Origin of the sequence: Pseudomonas sp. (genome assembly GCF_048269965.1) — a bacterium.
Taxonomy (GTDB): domain Bacteria; phylum Pseudomonadota; class Gammaproteobacteria; order Pseudomonadales; family Pseudomonadaceae; genus Aquipseudomonas.
The window spans coordinates 168,027-186,004 of the sequence record NZ_JBLWTV010000010.1 but is presented as its reverse complement, the minus strand read 5'-3'; the positions used below and the strand labels follow the sequence as shown (position 1 = coordinate 186,004).

The following is a 17,978-nucleotide window of genomic DNA, read 5'->3' as shown; positions in this document are numbered from 1 at the left end:
GTTTCTTTGCTTACTTTCTTTGCACAAGCAAAGAAAGTGAGTCGCCCGTAAGGGGCGAAACCCATCAGATCAGACGACACGCTAACGGATAGTGCCAAGCCATGGACAGCTGACACGTAATTGCCAGTCCGGTGTCAAGCGTACCCGCCCCGCGAAAATGCGAAGAACCAAAAAAAACCCCGCCTGAATGGGCGGGGTTGAGGATGCGAGCGTGGCGTGCTCGAAACGATTTACAGCAGGATGGTGCGGATATCGGCCAGCAGCTGCGACAGGCGCTGAGTGAAGCGTGCGGCGGCAGCGCCGTTGATCACTCGGTGGTCGTAGGACAGCGACAGCGGCAGCATCAGCTTGGGCTGGAAGGCCTTGCCATCCCACACCGGCTGCATGGTCGCCTTGCTGACACCGAGGATCGCCACTTCCGGCGCGTTGACGATCGGCGTGAAGCCGGTGCCGCCAATGTGACCGAGGCTGGAGATGGTGAAGCAGGCGCCCTGCATGTCATCAGCCGAGAGCTTCTTGGTGCGCGCCTTTTCCGCCAGGGCAGCGGCCTCAGCCGCAAGCTGCAGCAGGCTCTTCTGATCGACGTTCTTGATCACCGGCACCAGCAGGCCGTCCGGCGTATCGACGGCAAAGCCGATGTGCACGTACTTCTTGCGGATGATCGCCTTGCCGCTCGGGGCCAGCGAACTGTTGAAGTCCGGCAGTTCCTTGAGCAGGTGGGCGCAGGCCTTGAGCAGCAGCGGCAGCACGGTCAGCTTGACGCCAGCCTTTTCGGCCACGGCCTTCTGCGCGACGCGGAAGGCTTCCAGGTCGGTGATGTCGGCCGAGTCGAACTGAGTCACGTGCGGCACGTTGAGCCAGCTGCGATGCAGGTTGGCGGCGCCGACCTGCATCAGGCGGGTCATCGCCACTTCTTCGATTTCGCCGAACTTGCTGAAGTCAACGGTGGGGATCGGCGGAATGCCGGCGCCACCGGTGGCAGCAGCGGCAGTCGCCTGCGGTGCGGCCTTGGCCTTGTGCATCATCGCCTTGACGTAAACCTGCACGTCTTCCTTGAGGATGCGGCCTTTCGGACCAGTACCGGCGATATCCGCCAGTTCCACGCCGAAATCACGAGCCAGCTGACGCACGGCGGGGCCGGCATGCACCTTGGCACCATCGCGCTTGGGCGCGTTGGCGACTTCGGCAGCAGCAGCCGACAGCGAGGCGATGGCGCGTACTTCTGCGGCCACTTCCGGCGCGGCACCTTCCGGTACGCGGTGTACTTGCTGACTGGCTTGCGCTGGGGCAGCTGCCGGAGCGGCGCCCGCGACCTTGAGCTTGAGAATCAGGTCGCCGGTGCCGACTTCGGCGTCCAGCTTGACCAGCACTTCTTCCACCACGCCGGCAGCCGGCGAGGGGATTTCCATGGAGGCCTTGTCGGACTCCAGGGTGATCAGCGACTGGTCGGCCTCGATGCTGTCACCGGCCTTGACCATGACTTCGATGACCTTGACCTTGCCGTCGGTGCCAATGTCCGGCACGTGCACGTCCTGCACCGAAGCAGCAGCCGGAGCGGCGGCAGCGGGAGCAGGTGCGGCGGCTGGCGCAGCAGCGGGTGCAGCGGCTTGAGCCGGCGCAGCACTGGCGGTTGCGCCACCAGCGGTGCGCAGCTTGAGGATCAGGTCGCCGGTGCCGACTTCGGCATCCAGCTTGACCAGCACTTCTTCCACCACGCCGGCAGCCGGCGAGGGGATTTCCATGGAGGCCTTGTCGGATTCCAGGGTGATCAGCGACTGGTCGGCTTCGATGCTGTCACCGACCTTGACCATGACTTCGATGACCTTGACCTTGCCGTCGGTGCCGATATCCGGCACGTGCACATCCTGCACGCTGCTGCTGGTTGCAGCAGCAGGCGCGGCAGCCGGGGCGGCCACTTGCGGTGCAGCAGCGGGCGCTGCTTCGGCTTTCGGCGCAGGCGCCGCTTCGGCGGCACCTTCGACTTCCAGCACCAGCAACTCATCGCCTTCCTTCAGGCGGTCGCCGATCTTGACCTTGATTTCCTTGATCACGCCGGCCTTGGGCGAGGGCACCTCCATGGAGGCCTTGTCGGACTCCAGGGTCAGTACGCTCTGGTCGGCTTCGATACGGTCGCCGACCTTCACCAGCAGTTCAATCACCTCGCCTTCACCGCCGAGGTCGGGTACGCGAATCAATTCACTCATCGCTACGCTCCTTAGCAGTCCAGGGGGTTGGCTTTGTCGGCGTCGATACCGAACTTGGCGATGGCGTCAGCCAGCACCTTGGCTTCGATCTCGCCACGGTCGACCAGGGCTTCCAGGGCGGCCAGCACGACCCAGTTGCGATCCACTTCGAAGAAGTGACGCAGCTGCTTGCGGCTGTCGCTGCGGCCGAAGCCGTCGGTGCCCAGGACCTTGTATTCCTTGCTCGGAACCCACTGACGAACCTGTTCGGCGAACAGCTTCATGTAGTCGGTAGAGGCGATGACCGGCCCCTTGCGACCGCTCAGGCACTGCTCGATGTAGGTCTGCTTGGGCTTCTGGCCCGGGTGCAGGCGGTTGCTGCGCTCCACGGCCAGGCCGTCGCGACGCAGTTCGTTGAAGCTGGTGACGCTCCACACATCGGCGCCGATGTTGAACTCGTCACGCAGGATCTTCGCGGCTTCGACGACTTCCCGCAGGATGGTGCCGGAACCCAGCAGCTGCACGTGGTGCGCGGCTTCCTTCTTGTCTTCCTCGAGCAGGTACATGCCCTTGATGATGCCGTCTTCCACGCCTTGCGGCATGGCCGGCTGCTGGTACGACTCGTTCATCACGGTGATGTAGTAGAAGATGTCCTGCTGCTCTTCGGTCATCTGGCGAATGCCTTCGCGGATGATCACGGCGAGCTCGTAGCCGTAGGTCGGGTCGTAGGTGCGGCAGTTGGGGATGGTCGCTGCCAGCATGTGGCTGTGACCGTCTTCGTGCTGCAGGCCTTCACCGTTGAGGGTGGTGCGGCCGGCGGTACCGCCGATCAGGAAACCACGGGTGCGGCTGTCGCCAGCGGCCCAGGCCAGGTCGCCGATGCGCTGGAAGCCGAACATCGAGTAGAAGATGTAGAACGGCAGCATCGGCTGGTTGTGGCAGGAGTACGAGGTGCCGGCGGCGATGAAGGAACTCATGGCGCCGGCTTCGTTGATGCCTTCCTCGAGGATCTGACCCTTCTTGTCCTCTTTGTAGAACATCACCTGGTCTTTATCGACCGGCTCGTACAGCTGGCCGACCGAGGAATAGATGCCGAGCTGACGGAACATGCCTTCCATGCCGAAGGTACGGGCTTCGTCCGGGATGATCGGGACGATGCGCTGGCCGAGTTCCTTGTCCTTGACCAGCTGCGCGAGGATGCGCACGAAAGCCATGGTGGTGGAGATTTCGCGGTCGCCCGAACCATCGAGGATGGCCTTGAGGGTATCCAGCGGTGGTGTCGGGATGCTGAAGCTCTGCTGGCGACGCTGCGGTACGAAGCCACCCAGCGCGTTGCGGCGCTCGTGCAGGTACTTGTACTCCGGGCTGCCCGGCTCCGGGCGCACGAACGGCAGGTTTTCCAGGTCTTCATCCTTGACCGGGATGTCGAAGCGGTCGCGGAACTGACGCAGGCTGTCGACATCGACCTTCTTGGTGTTGTGCGCGGTGTTCTTCGCTTCACCGGCGCCGGTACCGTAGCCCTTGATGGTCTTGGCCAGGATCACGGTCGGCTGGCCGCTGTGGTTCACGGCCTGATGGTAGGCCGCGTAGACCTTGTACGGGTCGTGGCCGCCACGGTTGAGCTTCCAGATCTCGTCGTCGGAGAGGTCCTTGACCATCTCCTTGAGCTCCGGAGTGTTGAAGAAGTTGTCGCGCACGTAGGCGCCGTCTTTGGCCTTGTAGTTCTGGTATTCACCGTCGACCACTTCGTCCATGCGGCGCTGCAGGGCGCCGTCCTTGTCCTTGGCGAACAGCGGATCCCAGAAGCGACCCCAGACCACCTTGTTGACGTTCCACTGGGCTCCACGGAACACGCCTTCGAGTTCCTGGATGATCTTGCCGTTACCGCGTACCGGGCCGTCGAGGCGCTGCAGGTTGCAGTTGATGACGAAGATCAGGTTGTCCAGCTTCTCGCGGCCAGCCAGGGAGATGGCGCCGAGGGATTCCGGCTCGTCGCACTCGCCGTCACCCATGAAGCACCAGACCTTCTGCTTGCCGGCCGGGATGAAGCCGCGCGCTTCCAGGTACTTCATGAAGCGGGCCTGGTAGATCGCCTGGATCGGGCCGAGGCCCATGGACACGGTGGGGAACTGCCAGAAGTCTGGCATCAGCCAGGGGTGCGGGTAGGACGACAGACCTTTGCCGTCCACTTCGCGGCGGAAGTTCTTCATCTGGTCTTCGCTGATGCGGCCTTCCATGAAGGCGCGGGCGTAGACGCCAGGGCTGGCGTGGCCCTGATAGAACACCAGGTCGCCACCGTGTTCGTCGGTCGGGGCCTGGAAGAAGTAGTTGAAGCCGATGTCGTACAGCGTCGCGGAGGAGGCGAAGCTGGAAATGTGGCCGCCCAGATCCGGGTCGTCCAGGTTGGTGCGCATCACCATGGCCAGGGCGTTCCAGCGCACCAGCGAGCGGATGCGGCGTTCCATGAACAGGTCGCCGGGCATGCGAGCTTCATGGGTTACCGGGATGCTGTTGCGGTAAGGCGTGGTGATCGCGTAGGGCAGTTGCGCACCGCTACGGGTGGCCAGCTCGCCCAGACGGGTCATCAGGTAATGGGCACGGTCTTCACCCTCACGGTCGAGGACGGATTCAAGGGCGTCCAGCCATTCCTGGGTTTCGATCGGATCGAGGTCTTGCATGGCTTGCTCCAGGGCGGAAAGGCTTCCAGAATCGGAGGCCAGTTGGGTCTCACCGGCTTTTTGGGCGGGCGAGTTGAAATTCTTGGATTTACCGGGGGTAGGACCGGCCGCTTGTAGTTTTACTACATTTCGACGACGGATTCAGCCCTCTGGATACAATTCTTTCGTAGTAAAACTACAATCCGCGGCACCGCCGGCCGCGCGTGCCCCGCTGGAGCGGGGCTGCGGGCGATTGCACCGTGCGTCCGGCAGTCCGCCAAAAGGATAGACCATGAGCCTGCCGTTGCTGGTCGAGTTGCCCCCTTCCCTTGTGGCCCTGGCCGAACGCGCCGAACAGTCGTTGCAAGCCGCTTTGGCCGAGCATGAAACCCTGGCTGAACGTATCGCCGCCTGGCCGCAAGAACGCCGCGTTGCCTGGCGGCAGGTGTCGGCGCTGAGCGATTTCGTCGCCGAGCAGGCGCAGCGTGATCCGCAGATGTTCGTTGCACTGGCCGAGTCCGGTGAGCTGGAGCGCAGTCTGGCACCGGGCGAGTTGCGCCAGCAACTGGAGGCACAGCTGGCCGAGTGTGCCGATGAGGATGCCCTGGGGCGCTGCCTGCGGCGTTTTCGCAATCGTCAGCAACTGCGCATCATCTGGCGCGACTTCAGCCGCCAGGCGGCGCTCGGTGAAACCTGCCGCGATCTGTCCGATCTTGCCGATGCCTGCATCGATCTGGCCTATCACTGGCTGTACCCGCGTCATTGCACGCAGTTCGGTACGCCGGTCGGGCGGCGCAGTGGCCAGCCGCAGCACATGGTCATCCTCGGCATGGGCAAGCTCGGCGCGCACGAGCTGAACCTGTCTTCGGACATCGACCTGATCTTCGGCTATCCCGAAGGTGGCGAGACCGAGGGAGTGAAGCGTCCGCTGGATAATCAGGAGTTCTTCATCCGCCTGGGGCAGCGCCTGATCAAGGCATTGGATGCGATCACCGTCGACGGCTTCGTGTTTCGCACCGACATGCGTCTGCGCCCCTATGGTTCCAGTGGTGCGCTGGTGTTCAGCTTCAATGCGCTGGAGCAGTACTACCAGGATCAGGGGCGTGACTGGGAGCGCTACGCCATGATCAAGGCGCGCGTGGTCGGTGGCGATCAGGCTGCGGGTGCCGAGCTGCTGGAGATGCTGCGGCCCTTCGTCTACCGGCGCTACCTGGACTTTTCCGCCATCGAGGCGCTGCGTGCGATGAAGCTGTTGATCCAGCAGGAAGTGCGGCGCAAGGGCATGAGCGAGAACATCAAGCTCGGCGCCGGCGGCATTCGCGAGATCGAGTTCATCGCTCAGGCCTTCCAGCTGATTCATGGTGGGCGCGACCTCAGTCTGCAGCAGCGGCCGCTGCTCAAGGTGCTGGCCACGCTGGAAGGGCAGGGCTATCTGCCACCGGCGGTGGTCGCGGAGATGAAGGAAGGCTACGAGTTCCTGCGTTATGCCGAGCACGCCTTGCAGGGCATCGGTGACCGACAGACGCAAATGTTGCCAGCCGACCCGCAGGATCGGGCGCGGGTGGCGGCGATCATGGGCTTCGCTGACTGGGCGAGTTTTCATGAGCGCCTGATGCACTGGCGTGGCCGCATCGAATGGCACTTCCAGCAGGTGATCGCCGATCCTGACGAAGATGAGTCGGATGCCGGCGAGGCCTGCGTTGGCGCCGAGTGGCTGCCTTTGTGGCAGGGTGCGCTGGACGATGAGGCTGCCGCGCTGCAGTTGCAGGAGGCGGGTTTCACCGAGCCAGGTGCAGCCTGTCGGCGTCTGGGGGATCTGCGCAACGGCCCGCAGGTGCGCGCCATGCAGCGCCTGGGGCGCGAGCGTCTGGATGCCTTCATTCCGCGCCTGCTGGCGCAGACCGTCGAGCATGACAAGCCGGATCTGGTGCTGGAGCGCGTGCTGCCGCTGGTGGAAAAGGTCGCGCGGCGTTCGGCCTACCTGGTGCTGCTGAGCGAAAACCCGGGCGCGCTGGAGCGCCTGATCAGTCTGTGCGCAGGTAGCCCGTGGATCGCCGAGCAGATCGCCCGCTATCCACTGTTGCTCGACGAGCTGCTCAATGAAGGACGGCTGTATTCGCCGCCACTGGCGCCGGAGCTGGCGGCCGAGCTGCGCGAACGGCTGATCCGTATTCCCGAGGAGGATCTGGAGCAGCAGATGGAGGCGCTGCGCCACTTCAAGCTGGCCCACAGTCTGCGCGTGGCGGCGTCGGAAATCGCCGGCACGCTGCCCCTGATGAAAGTGTCGGACTACCTGACCTGGCTGGCCGAGGCGATTCTCGATCAGGTGCTGGCGCTGGCCTGGCAGCATACGGTGCAGCGTCACGGCCGGCCGTATCGTGCCGATGGCACGCCCTGCGACCCGGACTTCATCATCGTCGGCTATGGCAAGGTCGGTGGTCTGGAGTTCGGCCATGGCTCGGACCTGGATCTGGTGTTCATCCATGACGGCGATCCGCAGGCCGAGACCGATGGCGCCAAGCCCATCGACGGTGCGCAGTTCTTCACCCGCCTGGGTCAGCGCATCATTCACCTGTTGACCACCCAGACCACCTCCGGTGCGCTCTATGAGGTGGACATGCGCCTGCGACCATCGGGCGCAGCCGGCCTTCTGGTCAGCTCGCTGGGTGCCTTCCAGCGCTATCAGGAAGCCGAGGCCTGGACCTGGGAGCATCAGGCGCTGGTGCGGGCGCGGGTGCTGGTGGGGTGCCCGCGCCTGGCCGGCGAATTCGCTCGCGTGCGCGCCGAAGTGCTGGGTCGCCAGCGCGACGCCGAGGCGCTGCGCGTCGAGGTCAGCGAGATGCGCGCGAAGATGCGTGACAACCTTGGCACCAGGAATACCGCGGCCGGGACGGCAGCGAATGCCTTCGAGGCCACGTCCTCCTTCGATCTGAAGCAGGACGCCGGTGGTATCGTCGATATCGAATTTATGGTGCAATACGCGGCTCTGGCCTGGTCGTGGCAACACCCGCAGCTACTCGAGTTCACCGATAATATCCGCATCCTGGAAGGCCTGGAGCGGGTCGGTCTGATGAGCGCCGAGGATGCCGCATTGCTGCGTGAGGTCTACAAGATCTATCGCTCGGCTGCCCATCGTCAGGCGCTGCAGAAGCAGCCTGGGGTGGTGCCGGGGGATCAGTTCCAGGATGAGCGCCGCGCCGTGATGCGCCTGTGGCGTGAGCTGGGGCTGAGTTGAACGACGGGGCCTGAGGCCCCACCTACTGATCGAACCGTGAAGCGAATTTGAGGAGCAGGCAAGATGTCGATGTCCGACCGTGATGGCGTGATCTGGTACGACGGCAAACTGGTGCCGTGGCGCGAAGCCAACACCCATGTGCTGACCCATACCCTGCACTACGGCATGGGCGTGTTCGAGGGCGTGCGCGCCTACAACACCCCGGACGGCACCGCGATCTTCCGCCTGCAGGCGCACACCGACCGCCTGTTCGACTCCGCGCACATCTTCAACATGCAGATTCCTTTCTCCAAGGACGAGATCAACGAGGCGCAGCGCGCCGCCGTGCGTGAGAACGGCCTGGAAAGTGCCTACCTGCGTCCGATGGTGTTCTTCGGCAGCGAAGGCATGGGCCTGCGCGCTTCCGGCCTGAAGGTGCACGTGATCGTCGCCGCCTGGCACTGGGGCGCCTACATGGGCGAAGAGGCGCTGGAAGCCGGCATCAAGGTGCGCACCAGCTCCTATACCCGCCATCACGTCAACATCGCCATGACCCGCGCCAAGGCCAACGGTAATTACATCAACTCGATGCTGGCGCTGCAGGAAGCCATCTCCGGTGGCGCCGACGAGGCCATGCTGCTGGATCCGGAAGGCTACGTGGCCGAAGGTTCGGGCGAGAACATCTTCCTGGTCAAGGACGGCGTGGTGTACACCCCGGAAGTGACCTCCTGCCTCAACGGCATCACCCGCAGCACCATCCTGACCCTGGCCGAAGAGCACGGCATCAAGGTGGTCGAGAAGCGCATCACCCGCGACGAGGTGTACATCGCCGACGAGGCCTTCTTCACCGGCACCGCCGCTGAAGTCACCCCGATTCGCGAGGTGGATGGCCGCAAGATTGGCGCCGGTCGTCGCGGCCCGGTCACCGAGAAGCTGCAGAAGGCCTACTTCGACCTGGTCACTGGCAAAACCAGTGGCCACGCCGAGTGGCGTACGCTGGTCAAATAAGCGATTGCTCGAAGGCTCGACGGGGAGGCGAAAGCCTCCCCGGTCGTTTCTGGAAAGAATATGAAGATACTGATCGTTGGGCCAAGCTGGGTAGGCGACATGGTGATGGCGCAGACGCTGTTTCAGTGCCTGAAGCTACGCCACCGCGCATGCGAAATCGACGTGCTGGCGCCGGACTGGAGCCGGCCGATTCTCGAGCGCATGCCCGAGGTGCGCGCCGCGCTGAGTCTGCCACTGGGTCATGGTGTGCTCGATCTGGCCACGCGCCGGCGCATTGGCAAATCGCTGGCTGGCCAGTACGACCAGGCGATCCTGCTGCCCAACTCGCTCAAGTCCGCGCTGGTGCCCTGGTTCGCCGGTATCCCCAGGCGCACGGGCTGGAAGGGTGAGATGCGCTATGGCCTGCTCAACGATATCCGCACGTTGGACAAAGACCGCTATCCGCTGATGATCGAGCGCTTCATGGCGCTGGCCTATGAACCTGGCGCTGCCTTGCCGCAGCCCTATCCGCAGCCGCGTCTGGTGATCGATGAAGCCAGTCGTGATGCCGCGCTGGTCAAGTTCGAACTGCAACTGGATCGCCCGGTGCTGGCGCTGTGTCCCGGTGCAGAGTTCGGCGAGGCCAAACGCTGGCCGGCCGAGCACTACGCCAAGGTGGCCGAGATCAAGATTCGCGAGGGCTGGCAGGTCTGGCTGTTCGGCTCGAAGAACGACCATGCTGGCGGCGAAGACATTCGCATGCGCCTGATTCCGGGGCTGCGCGAAGAAGTCAGCAACCTGTCCGGGCAGACCAGCCTGGCCGAGGCCATCGACCTGATGTCGGCGGCCACTGCCGTGGTGTCCAACGACTCCGGATTGATGCACGTGGCGGCGGCGCTGAATCGTCCGCTGGTGGCGGTCTATGGTTCCACCTCGCCAGCGTTCACTCCGCCGCTGGCTGACCGCGTCGAGATCGTTCGCCTGGGCCTGGAGTGCAGTCCCTGCTTCGATCGAACTTGCCGGTTTGGTCACTACAACTGCCTGCGTGAGCTCAAACCGCGGCCTGTGATCGAGGCGCTGGATCGGCTGGTCGGCGAAACCTTGACCCTGGTCGAGGGCGACTGATTTGCGGGTACTGATCATCAAGACTTCGTCGCTGGGCGACGTGGTGCATACCCTGCCGGCGTTGACCGATGCGGCCCGCGCCATTCCCGGCATTCGTTTCGATTGGGTGGTGGAAGAAGGCTTCGCCGAGATCCCCGCCTGGCATCCGGCCGTTTCCCAGGTGATTCCGGTGGCCATCCGCCGCTGGCGCAAGCACCCGTTGCGCACCTGGCGCAGCGGTGAGTGGGCGCGCTTCAAGCAGCGTCTGCGGGAAACCCGCTACGACCTGGTGATCGACGCCCAGGGCCTGCTCAAGAGCGCCTGGCTGACGCGCTACGTGTCGGCGCCGGTGGCCGGGCTTGATCGTGATTCGGCGCGTGAGCCGCTGGCCAGTCGTTTCTACGACCGTCGCTACGCGGTGGCCAAGGATCAGCATGCCCTGGAGCGCGTACGCCAACTCTTCGCCAAGGCGCTGGGTTATGCGCTGCCGTCCGGCACCGGGGACTACGGCCTCAACCGCGCGGCGATGATGGATGCCGCTGCGCAGTCGTATCTGGTGTTCCTGCATGGCACCACCTGGGCCAGTAAGCACTGGCCGGAAGCCGACTGGCGTGCGCTGGCCGAGCGCATGGACGAGCTGGGCTGGGCCGTGCGTCTGCCCTGGGGCAACGAGACGGAAAAGGCGCGTGCCGAACGCATTGCCGCCGGACTCAGTCATGCCGCTGTGCTGCCGAAGCTCAATCTGGCCGGCGTGGCCAAGGTGATCGCCGGTGCCAGTGCCTGCGTCTCCGTCGACACCGGGCTCGGTCATCTGGCCGCCGCGCTGGACGTACCCAATATTTCTCTTTATGGCCCGACGCTGCCCGGCAAGGTGGGCGCTTACGGCCGTGCTCAGATTCACCTGTGCGCCAGTGGACCGGGCGCTGGCAGCGGTGATCGTGACAAGCCCTGCTTCGACGGCCTCGGCGCCGAGCGCGTCGGCCTGGAACTGGAGGCGCTGCTGCTCGCGCCTCCCGGCACTCTTTAAGGAGCGGCTATGCAACTGGCCTTCGTTCTCTATAAATACTTCCCCTTCGGCGGGCTGCAGCGCGACTTCATGCGCATCGCCCTCGAATGCCAGGCGCGTGGCCATGCCATTCGCGTCTACACGCCGATCTGGGAAGGCGACAACCCTGCTGGCTTCGATGTGCGCGTGGCGCCGGTGCGTGCGCTGTTCAATCATCGCCGCAACGAGAAATTCAGCGCCTGGCTGCAGGCCGATTTGAAGCGCGACCCGGTCGACCGGGTGATCGGTTTCAACAAGATGCCGGGCCTCGACGTCTACTACGCCGCCGACGGCTGTTTCGAGGACAAGGCGCAGACCCTGCGCAACCCGATCTATCGCCGCTGGGGCCGCTACAAGCACTTCGCCGATTACGAGCGCGCAGTGTTTGCACCCGATTCCAAGACCGAGATTCTGATGATCTCCGAGGTGCAGCAGCCGCTGTTCATCAAGCACTACAAGACTCCGCTGCAGCGCTTCCACCTGCTGCCGCCGGGCATCGCCTTTGACCGTCGGGCACCCGCCAATGCTGCCGACATTCGCGCCGAGTTCCGCCGCGAGTTCAAGCTGAGTGACGATGACCTGCTGCTGGTCCAGATCGGCTCCGGCTTCAAGACCAAGGGCCTGGACCGCAGCCTCAAGGCGCTGGCCGCGTTGCCGCGCGAGCTGGGCAAGCGCACCCGCCTGATCGCCATCGGCCAGGACGATCCCAGGCCCTTCCTGCTGCAGGTCAAGGCGCTGGGGCTGTCCGATCAGGTGCAGATCCTCAAGGGGCGCAGCGACATTCCGCGCTTCCTGCTTGGTGCCGATCTGCTGATCCATCCGGCCTATAACGAGAACACCGGCACCGTGTTGCTGGAGGCTCTGGTATCCGGCTTGCCGGTATTGGTCACCGATGTCTGCGGCTATGCCCATTACATCGCCGATGCCGATTGCGGCCGCGTACTGCCCGGGCCGTTCGAGCAGGACCATCTCAACCGCACGTTGGCCGATATGCTGGCTGACCCCGAGCGCCGCGCTTTCTGGAGCCGCAACGGCCTGGTCTATGCCGATAGCGCCGACCTGTATTCGATGCCGAAGAAGGCCGCTGACGTGATCCTCGCGGAGAAGCACGCATGAGTCGCTTGGGTAGGGGGCGCCGTGCGCACCGCAAGGTCGACAGCACGGTGTCATCGGTGCGCACGGATACCCGGCTGGGGAGGCTTGCATGCGCCTGATCCTCGCCGAACCCTTCAAGCGCCTGTGGGCGGGCCGCGATGCCTTCGAGGCCGTCGAGGCGCTCGAGGGCCAGGTCTACCGCGAGCTGGAAGGGCGCCGCACCCTGCGTACCGAGGTCGACGGGCGCGGTTACTTCGTCAAGATCCACCGTGGCATCGGCTGGGCTGAGATCGCCAAGAACCTGCTCACGGCCAAGGCGCCTGTGTTGGGAGCCGCGCAAGAGTGGCAGGCCATTCAGCGTCTGACCGAGGTTGGTGTGCCGACCATGACCGCCGTGGCCTACGGCGAGCGTGGCAGCAATCCGGCGCGCCAGCACTCGTTCATCGTCACCGAAGAGCTGGCGCCGACCGTCGACCTGGAGCAGCTCAGCCTCAACTGGGCGCAGCAACCGCCCAAGCCGGCGCTCAAGTGGGCGCTGATCCGCGAAGTGGCGCAGATGACCGGCGCCATGCACCGTGCCGGGGTCAACCACCGCGACTGCTATATCTGCCACTTCCTGCTGCACACCGACCGGCCGATCCAGGCCAGTGACCTGCGCCTGTCAGTGATCGACCTGCACCGCGCCCAGGTGCGCAGTGCCACGCCACGGCGCTGGCGCGACAAGGATCTGGCCGCCCTGTATTTTTCGGCGCTGCATATCGGCCTGACCCGGCGTGACAAGCTGCGCTTTCTCAAACGCTATTTCGCTGCGGCAGGCAATGAGCGGCCGTTGCGGCAGATTCTGCATGAGGAGGCGGCGCTGCTGCTCTGGCTGCAGCGCAAGGCCGATCACCTGCTGCTTCGCTATGCACGCAAGTACGCGCCGGGAGCGAACCATGAGTGAATGGCGCGTCACCCCCTTGGCCACGCCGCAGGCGGCAAGAGCCTTCGCCAGTCTGGATGCGGTGTTTTCCCTGCAGGGCGAGGCAATCACCCATGATCCGTTGTCGGACGTGATCCGCGTCGAATTCGATGGGCTGGGCTATTACGTCAAGCGCTATCACGGCGCGGGCAAGGGCGTGCGGCGTTTCATCGGCCGACCGCGGGTCAAGGCCGAATGGCAGAATCTCAAGCACTTCGCCACCTGGGGCATTCCCACTGCGCCCATCGCCGCCTACGGCCTGGAGCGCAAGGCCGGCGCCTTCGCCCGAGGCGCACTGATCACTCAGGAGATCGTCGGTACCCTGGACATGTCACGCCTGGCGGCCACGGATGATGCACGCCTGCGTGACCGGGCCTGGGTCGACGATGTCAGTCGCCAGTTGGCCAAGGCCACGCGCACGCTGCATGACCATCACTTCGTCCACAATGATCTCAAGTGGCGCAACCTTCTGGTGGACGAGCAGCGCCGCCTGTTCCTCATCGACTGCCCCGCTGGGGCCTTCTGGTGTGGACCGTTCTTGCGCTACCGGATCGTCAAGGATCTCGCTTGTCTGGACAAGGTCGCCAAGTACCACCTGTCGCGCACTCAGCGCCTGCGCTTCTATCTGCAGTATCGGCGTCGCGATCGTCTCAACGACAGTGACAAGCGACGGATCCTGCAGATCGTGCGCTACTTCGAGGGAAGAGAATGAAGGACTTCATCGAGGGCGAGGATAAAACGCTGCTCGAGCGTCACGGCCTGGACAGCTTCGAGGCTCTGTGGGCACTGCAACTGTTTGCCGTGGACGAGCCCAACACCGCTTCTCGCGGTGGCTGGAGCACGGTGTACCGGCTCGATCTCGATGGCACCGGCTACTACCTCAAGCGCCAGAGCAATTACCTGACCCGCAGCCTGCATCGTCCGCTGGGTGAGCCGACCCTGGCGCGCGAGTTTCGCAATACCTGCCGCTATCAGCGCCTGGGCATTCCGGCGATGCGTTCGGCGTTCTATGCCGAGCGACGCATCTGCGGCGAGCGCCGCGCCGTCCTGCTGACCCGAGCCCTGGATGGTTGGCGGGATCTGGACAGCTACCTGCCGAGCTGGTCGCAACTGACCGCCGGGCAACGCCATGCCATCGCCAGTGCCTGCGGGGTGCTGGCCCGGTGCGTACATGGTCAGGGCCAGGTGCATGGTTGTTTCTATCCCAAACATGTTTTCCTTCAAGCCAGCGGCGATGCTTTCGTCGCGCAGCTGATCGACCTGGAAAAGACCCGGCCGCTGTTGTTTGGCGAGCGTGATCGGGTCAAGGATCTGGAACCCCTGCTGCGTCGCGCCAGTGCCTGGGGCGATGACGATGTGGCCAGTTTCCTGACCGCCTATCTCGGTGACGCTCGCCAGTTGGGGTACTGGTTGCAACGTCTCAGGGCACGGTTCAAGGACAAGGCGGGGCGCTCATGAGGCTGGCTTCCCTGGTCGATGCCGGACGTACTCCGGTGCTACCGCTGCTGATCGAGCTGGAGGGCGCGGGGTCTATCCAGTTGCTCAGCCTTTTGCGGGTGCTGCCCGGTCAGCGCTATGTCGCTCGGGCGCACTGGCAGGGGCGTGAGGTGCTGGCCAAGCTGCTGGTCGGTGATAAGGCCGAACGGCATTTCGCCCGCGAGCTGCGCGGCGTTCAGCTACTGGCCGAGCAGGGGCTGAAGACGCCTGAGTTGCTTGCCCAGGGTTCGACGCCAGGAGGGGGGGGGTGGCTGCTGTTCGAGTTCCTCGACGATGCCGAAAGCCTGGGCGATTCCTGGCAGGCGGTGGCCCATCTGGCGTGGCTGGACGACGCTCGGCAGCAGGTGTTGGGGCAGGCGCTGGCAGCCATTGCCGGGCTCCACCGCCAAGGCCTGTGGCAAGAGGATCTGCACCTGGACAACCTGCTGCGTCACCAGGACGGCCTGTATCTGATCGACGGTGGCGGCGTGCGTGCCGAGACGCCGGGTCAACCCCTGTCGCGAGACAGGGTGCTGGCCAATCTGGGGGTGTTCTTCGCTCAATTCCCGAGTGCGCTCGATCCATTCATCGAGGAGCTGCTGGTGCATTACCTGCTGGTCAATGGCGAGCACGCGCTGCCGTTCGAGGCTCTGCTCAAGGCGGTAGCCAAGGCCCGTGGTTCGCGTCTGCAGCACTTCATGGGCAAGCTCGGCCGCGATTGTTCGGCGTTTTGCGTATGGCGCGGCGCGTCACGTCTGCAGGTGGTCCGGCGCGAGGAAGAGCCCTTGCTGGCGCCCTTGCTGGCTGACCCTGACGCCGCCATCGCGGCTGGGCAGTCCCTCAAGCTGGGTGGTTCGTCCACCGTTGCGCGAGTCGATCAGGGTGCCAGGCAACTGGTCATCAAGCGCTACAACATCAAGGGCATGCTGCATTGGCTCAAGCGCTTCTGGCGCCCGAGCCGCGCCTGGCACAGCTGGTGCGAGGGCAATCGCCTGAGTTTTCTCGGCATCGCCACGCCCAAGCCGCTTGCCGTGCTCGAGTGTCGCACCCTGTGGCTCAGGCGCCGGTCCTATCTTGTTACCGAACACGCATCGGGTGTGGATATAATCACGCGTTTCGCGTCCTGTGCGCCTGGCGAGTTACCCGCCGAGGCGGAACTGCGGGCGCTGGATGACCTGTTTGCAGCGCTGCTGCGCGAGCGCATCAGTCATGGAGACCTCAAAGGCAGCAATATCCTGTGGCAGGATGGGCGCTGGATGTTGATCGACCTGGACGCCATGCAGCAGCACCGCCGAGCCGGTAGTTTCGTGCCCGCCTATGCTAAGGATCGGGCGCGTTTCCTGCGTAACTGGCCGCAGGACAGCACGCTGTACCAGGTTCTGGACGAGCGCCTTCCATCGGTGGTGGCAAAACCGAACAGTTAAGGCGGTAAATGTGCCCGACCGGGGCGACTGAATAACGAACGCTGTTGCTTGAAGCTTGCCGCTTGAAGCCTGCAGCCGCTTTTTTAAGAGGCTTTACCCTTGGCATTGACGATCCTCGGCCTTTCCGGCGCCCTGAGCCATGATCCATCCGCCGCGCTATACATCGACGGCAAGCTTGTCGCTGCCGCCGAAGAAGAGCGCTTCGTGCGTGACAAGCATGCGAAGAACCGCATGCCCTACGAGTCCGCCAAGTTCTGCCTGGAGCAGGCCGGCATCAAGCCGTCCGACGTCGATGTGGTCGCTATTCCTTTTGCGCCCATCAGTCTGTTCGGCAAGGCGCGTTGGCATTACGCCAAGCGTTACTGGTATGCGCCGGATCGTGCGCTTGACGCGCTGCTCATGGGTAACCGCCGCTACAAGCGTTATCGCAAGAAGATCGTCTGGTGCCTGGAGCAGCTGGGTTTCGATGCCAAGAAGGTCAAGATCGAACCGGTCGAACACCACCTGGCCCACGCCGCCAGCGCTTACCATTGCTCGGGCTTCAAGGAAAAGACCGCGATCCTCGGCATCGACGGCAAAGGTGAGTACGCCACCACCTTCTTCGGCTACGGCGAGAACGGCAAGATCCACAAGATCAAGGAGTTCTTCGACCCGGACTCGCTCGGCGGTCTGTACGGTGCCATCACCGAATTCCTCGGTTTCGAGATGCTCGACGGCGAGTTCAAGGTCATGGGCATGGCGCCCTACGGCGACGCCAGCAAGTACGATTTCTCGCGCCTGGCCAAGTTCGAGAACGGCGAGCTGATCATCAACACCGACTACGCCAACGTCATCGGCCTGCGTCGCTACAAGGAAAAGGGCAAGGGGTTCTACTTCTCGCCCAAGCTGATCGAGTGGCTGGGCCCGAAGCGCGAAGGCGATATCGCCGACGACCCCTACATCCACTACGCCGCCAGCATGCAGGCGCTGTTCGAGAAGCTGGCGCTGGAAATGATGGACTACTACCTGGGCGACATCATCCGCGAGACCGGCAAGATCGCCTTTGCCGGTGGCTGTGCGCTGAACGTCAAGCTCAACCAGAAGATCATCGCCCGTCCCGAGGTGAAGGAACTGTTCGTGCAACCGGCTTCTGGCGACGCTGGTACGTCGGTCGGCGCTGCTGCCTATGTCTCGCACCAGCGTGGCGTGCCGGTGGAGAAGATGGAGCACGTCTATCTCGGTCCTGCCTACAGCAACGAAGACATCATTGCCGCCTGCGCGCGTCACCCGAACGCACCGAAGTGGCAGAAGATCGACGACATGCCGCAGCGCATCGCCAGGATCATGGTCGATGGCAACCCGGTGGCCTGGTTTCAGGGGCGTATGGAGTTCGGCCCGCGCGCACTCGGTGGTCGTTCCATCATCGGCTGCCCGAGCATCCCTGGCGTGGCCGATCGCATCAACGAGCAGATCAAGTTTCGTGAGCGCTGGAGACCGTTCTGCCCGTCCATGCTCGATACCGTCGCTGCGCAGATGCTCAAGGTCGATCATCCGAGCCCGTTCATGACCTTTACCTTCGAGGTCAACGACGAGTGGAAGGAGCGCGTCAGCGAAGTCGTCCACGAAGACGGTACCTCCCGCGCTCAGGTGCTCGAGCGTGAATACAACCCGCGCTGGTACGACCTGATGCTCGAGCTGGAGAAACTCACCGGCAACGGCGTGTCGCTGAATACCTCGCTCAACCGTCGCGGCGAACCGATGATCTGCTCGCCGACCGACGCGCTGAACATGTTCTACGGCTCCGACCTGCAGTACCTGATCATGGAAGATATTCTTGTCGTGAAAGAGTAATA

The 17,978-nt window shown here is 63.9% G+C and carries 12 protein-coding genes; 10 read left to right on the top strand and 2 right to left on the bottom strand.

Annotated features, from left to right (window positions below):
• Nucleotides 1-230: 230 nt before the first annotated feature.
• Together aceF and aceE are read right to left on the bottom strand one after the other, a co-directional pair.
• Nucleotides 231-2,204, bottom strand: coding sequence for a dihydrolipoyllysine-residue acetyltransferase (aceF, locus tag ACN0X6_RS13990; protein ID WP_417704766.1), 1,974 nt, complete (start codon nt 2,202-2,204; stop codon nt 231-233).
• 11 nt (nt 2,205-2,215) lie between these two features.
• On the bottom strand, nt 2,216-4,861 hold the full coding sequence (gene aceE, locus ACN0X6_RS13985; RefSeq protein ID WP_417704764.1) for a pyruvate dehydrogenase (acetyl-transferring), homodimeric type: 2,646 nt from the start codon (nt 4,859-4,861) through the stop codon (nt 2,216-2,218).
• 271 nt (nt 4,862-5,132) lie between these two features.
• Between aceE and glnE the strand changes: the two genes are divergently transcribed.
• The 10 genes from glnE (at nt 5,133) to ACN0X6_RS13935 (ending at nt 17,976) form a co-directional block, all read left to right on the top strand.
• Nucleotides 5,133-8,075 (top strand): bifunctional [glutamate--ammonia ligase]-adenylyl-L-tyrosine phosphorylase/[glutamate--ammonia-ligase] adenylyltransferase, encoded by a 2,943-nt coding sequence (gene glnE / locus ACN0X6_RS13980; protein ID WP_417704763.1) that lies wholly within the window; start codon nt 5,133-5,135, stop codon nt 8,073-8,075.
• Between the two features lie 63 nt (nt 8,076-8,138).
• A complete protein-coding gene (locus ACN0X6_RS13975; protein WP_417704762.1) occupies nt 8,139-9,062 on the top strand; it encodes a branched-chain amino acid transaminase in 924 nt (307 codons plus the stop codon).
• Nucleotides 9,063-9,122: 60 nt separating this feature from the next.
• A complete protein-coding gene (gene waaF, locus ACN0X6_RS13970; protein ID WP_417704761.1) occupies nt 9,123-10,166 on the top strand; it encodes a lipopolysaccharide heptosyltransferase II in 1,044 nt (347 codons plus the stop codon).
• Nucleotide 10,167: 1 nt separating this feature from the next.
• Nucleotides 10,168-11,172, top strand: a complete 1,005-nt coding sequence (gene rfaC / locus ACN0X6_RS13965) for a lipopolysaccharide heptosyltransferase RfaC (RefSeq protein WP_417704760.1) — start codon at nt 10,168-10,170, stop codon at nt 11,170-11,172.
• A gap of 9 nt (nt 11,173-11,181) precedes the next feature.
• A complete protein-coding gene (locus ACN0X6_RS13960; protein ID WP_417704758.1) occupies nt 11,182-12,306 on the top strand; it encodes a glycosyltransferase family 4 protein in 1,125 nt (374 codons plus the stop codon).
• Between the two features lie 88 nt (nt 12,307-12,394).
• Nucleotides 12,395-13,228, top strand: a complete 834-nt coding sequence (gene rfaP / locus ACN0X6_RS13955) for a lipopolysaccharide core heptose(I) kinase RfaP (protein ID WP_417704756.1) — start codon at nt 12,395-12,397, stop codon at nt 13,226-13,228.
• Nucleotides 13,221-13,958, top strand: a complete 738-nt coding sequence (locus ACN0X6_RS13950) for a lipopolysaccharide kinase InaA family protein (RefSeq protein ID WP_417704754.1) — start codon at nt 13,221-13,223, stop codon at nt 13,956-13,958. Before rfaP ends, ACN0X6_RS13950 begins: the two co-directional genes overlap by 8 nt.
• Nucleotides 13,955-14,704: a lipopolysaccharide kinase InaA family protein gene (locus ACN0X6_RS13945; RefSeq protein ID WP_417704752.1), complete on the top strand. Its 750-nt coding sequence runs from the start codon at nt 13,955-13,957 to the stop codon at nt 14,702-14,704. The genes ACN0X6_RS13950 and ACN0X6_RS13945 overlap by 4 nt, the downstream gene beginning before the upstream one ends.
• Nucleotides 14,701-16,146: a lipopolysaccharide kinase InaA family protein gene (locus ACN0X6_RS13940; RefSeq protein WP_417704750.1), complete on the top strand. Its 1,446-nt coding sequence runs from the start codon at nt 14,701-14,703 to the stop codon at nt 16,144-16,146. Before ACN0X6_RS13945 ends, ACN0X6_RS13940 begins: the two co-directional genes overlap by 4 nt.
• Nucleotides 16,147-16,245: 99 nt before the next feature.
• Nucleotides 16,246-17,976 carry a carbamoyltransferase gene (locus ACN0X6_RS13935; protein ID WP_417704748.1) on the top strand — a complete coding sequence of 577 codons (1,731 nt, stop codon included), beginning with the start codon at nt 16,246-16,248 and terminating at the stop codon, nt 17,974-17,976.
• The last annotated feature ends 2 nt before the right edge of the window (nt 17,977-17,978 follow it).

Bases quoted from the DNA above. Each gene is read 5' to 3' on its own strand.
- aceF (WP_417704766.1), bottom strand. From the start codon at position 2,204: ATGAGTGAATTGATTCGCGTACCCGACCTCGGCGGTGAAGGCGAGGTG.
- aceE (WP_417704764.1), bottom strand. From the start codon at position 4,861: ATGCAAGACCTCGATCCGATCGAAACCCAGGAATGGCTGGACGCCCTT.
- glnE (WP_417704763.1), top strand. From the start codon at position 5,133: ATGAGCCTGCCGTTGCTGGTCGAGTTGCCCCCTTCCCTTGTGGCCCTG.
- ACN0X6_RS13975 (WP_417704762.1), top strand. From the start codon at position 8,139: ATGTCGATGTCCGACCGTGATGGCGTGATCTGGTACGACGGCAAACTG.
- waaF (WP_417704761.1), top strand. From the start codon at position 9,123: ATGAAGATACTGATCGTTGGGCCAAGCTGGGTAGGCGACATGGTGATG.
- ACN0X6_RS13960 (WP_417704758.1), top strand. From the start codon at position 11,182: ATGCAACTGGCCTTCGTTCTCTATAAATACTTCCCCTTCGGCGGGCTG.
- rfaP (WP_417704756.1), top strand. From the start codon at position 12,395: ATGCGCCTGATCCTCGCCGAACCCTTCAAGCGCCTGTGGGCGGGCCGC.
- ACN0X6_RS13950 (WP_417704754.1), top strand. From the start codon at position 13,221: ATGAGTGAATGGCGCGTCACCCCCTTGGCCACGCCGCAGGCGGCAAGA.
- ACN0X6_RS13945 (WP_417704752.1), top strand. From the start codon at position 13,955: ATGAAGGACTTCATCGAGGGCGAGGATAAAACGCTGCTCGAGCGTCAC.
- ACN0X6_RS13940 (WP_417704750.1), top strand. From the start codon at position 14,701: ATGAGGCTGGCTTCCCTGGTCGATGCCGGACGTACTCCGGTGCTACCG.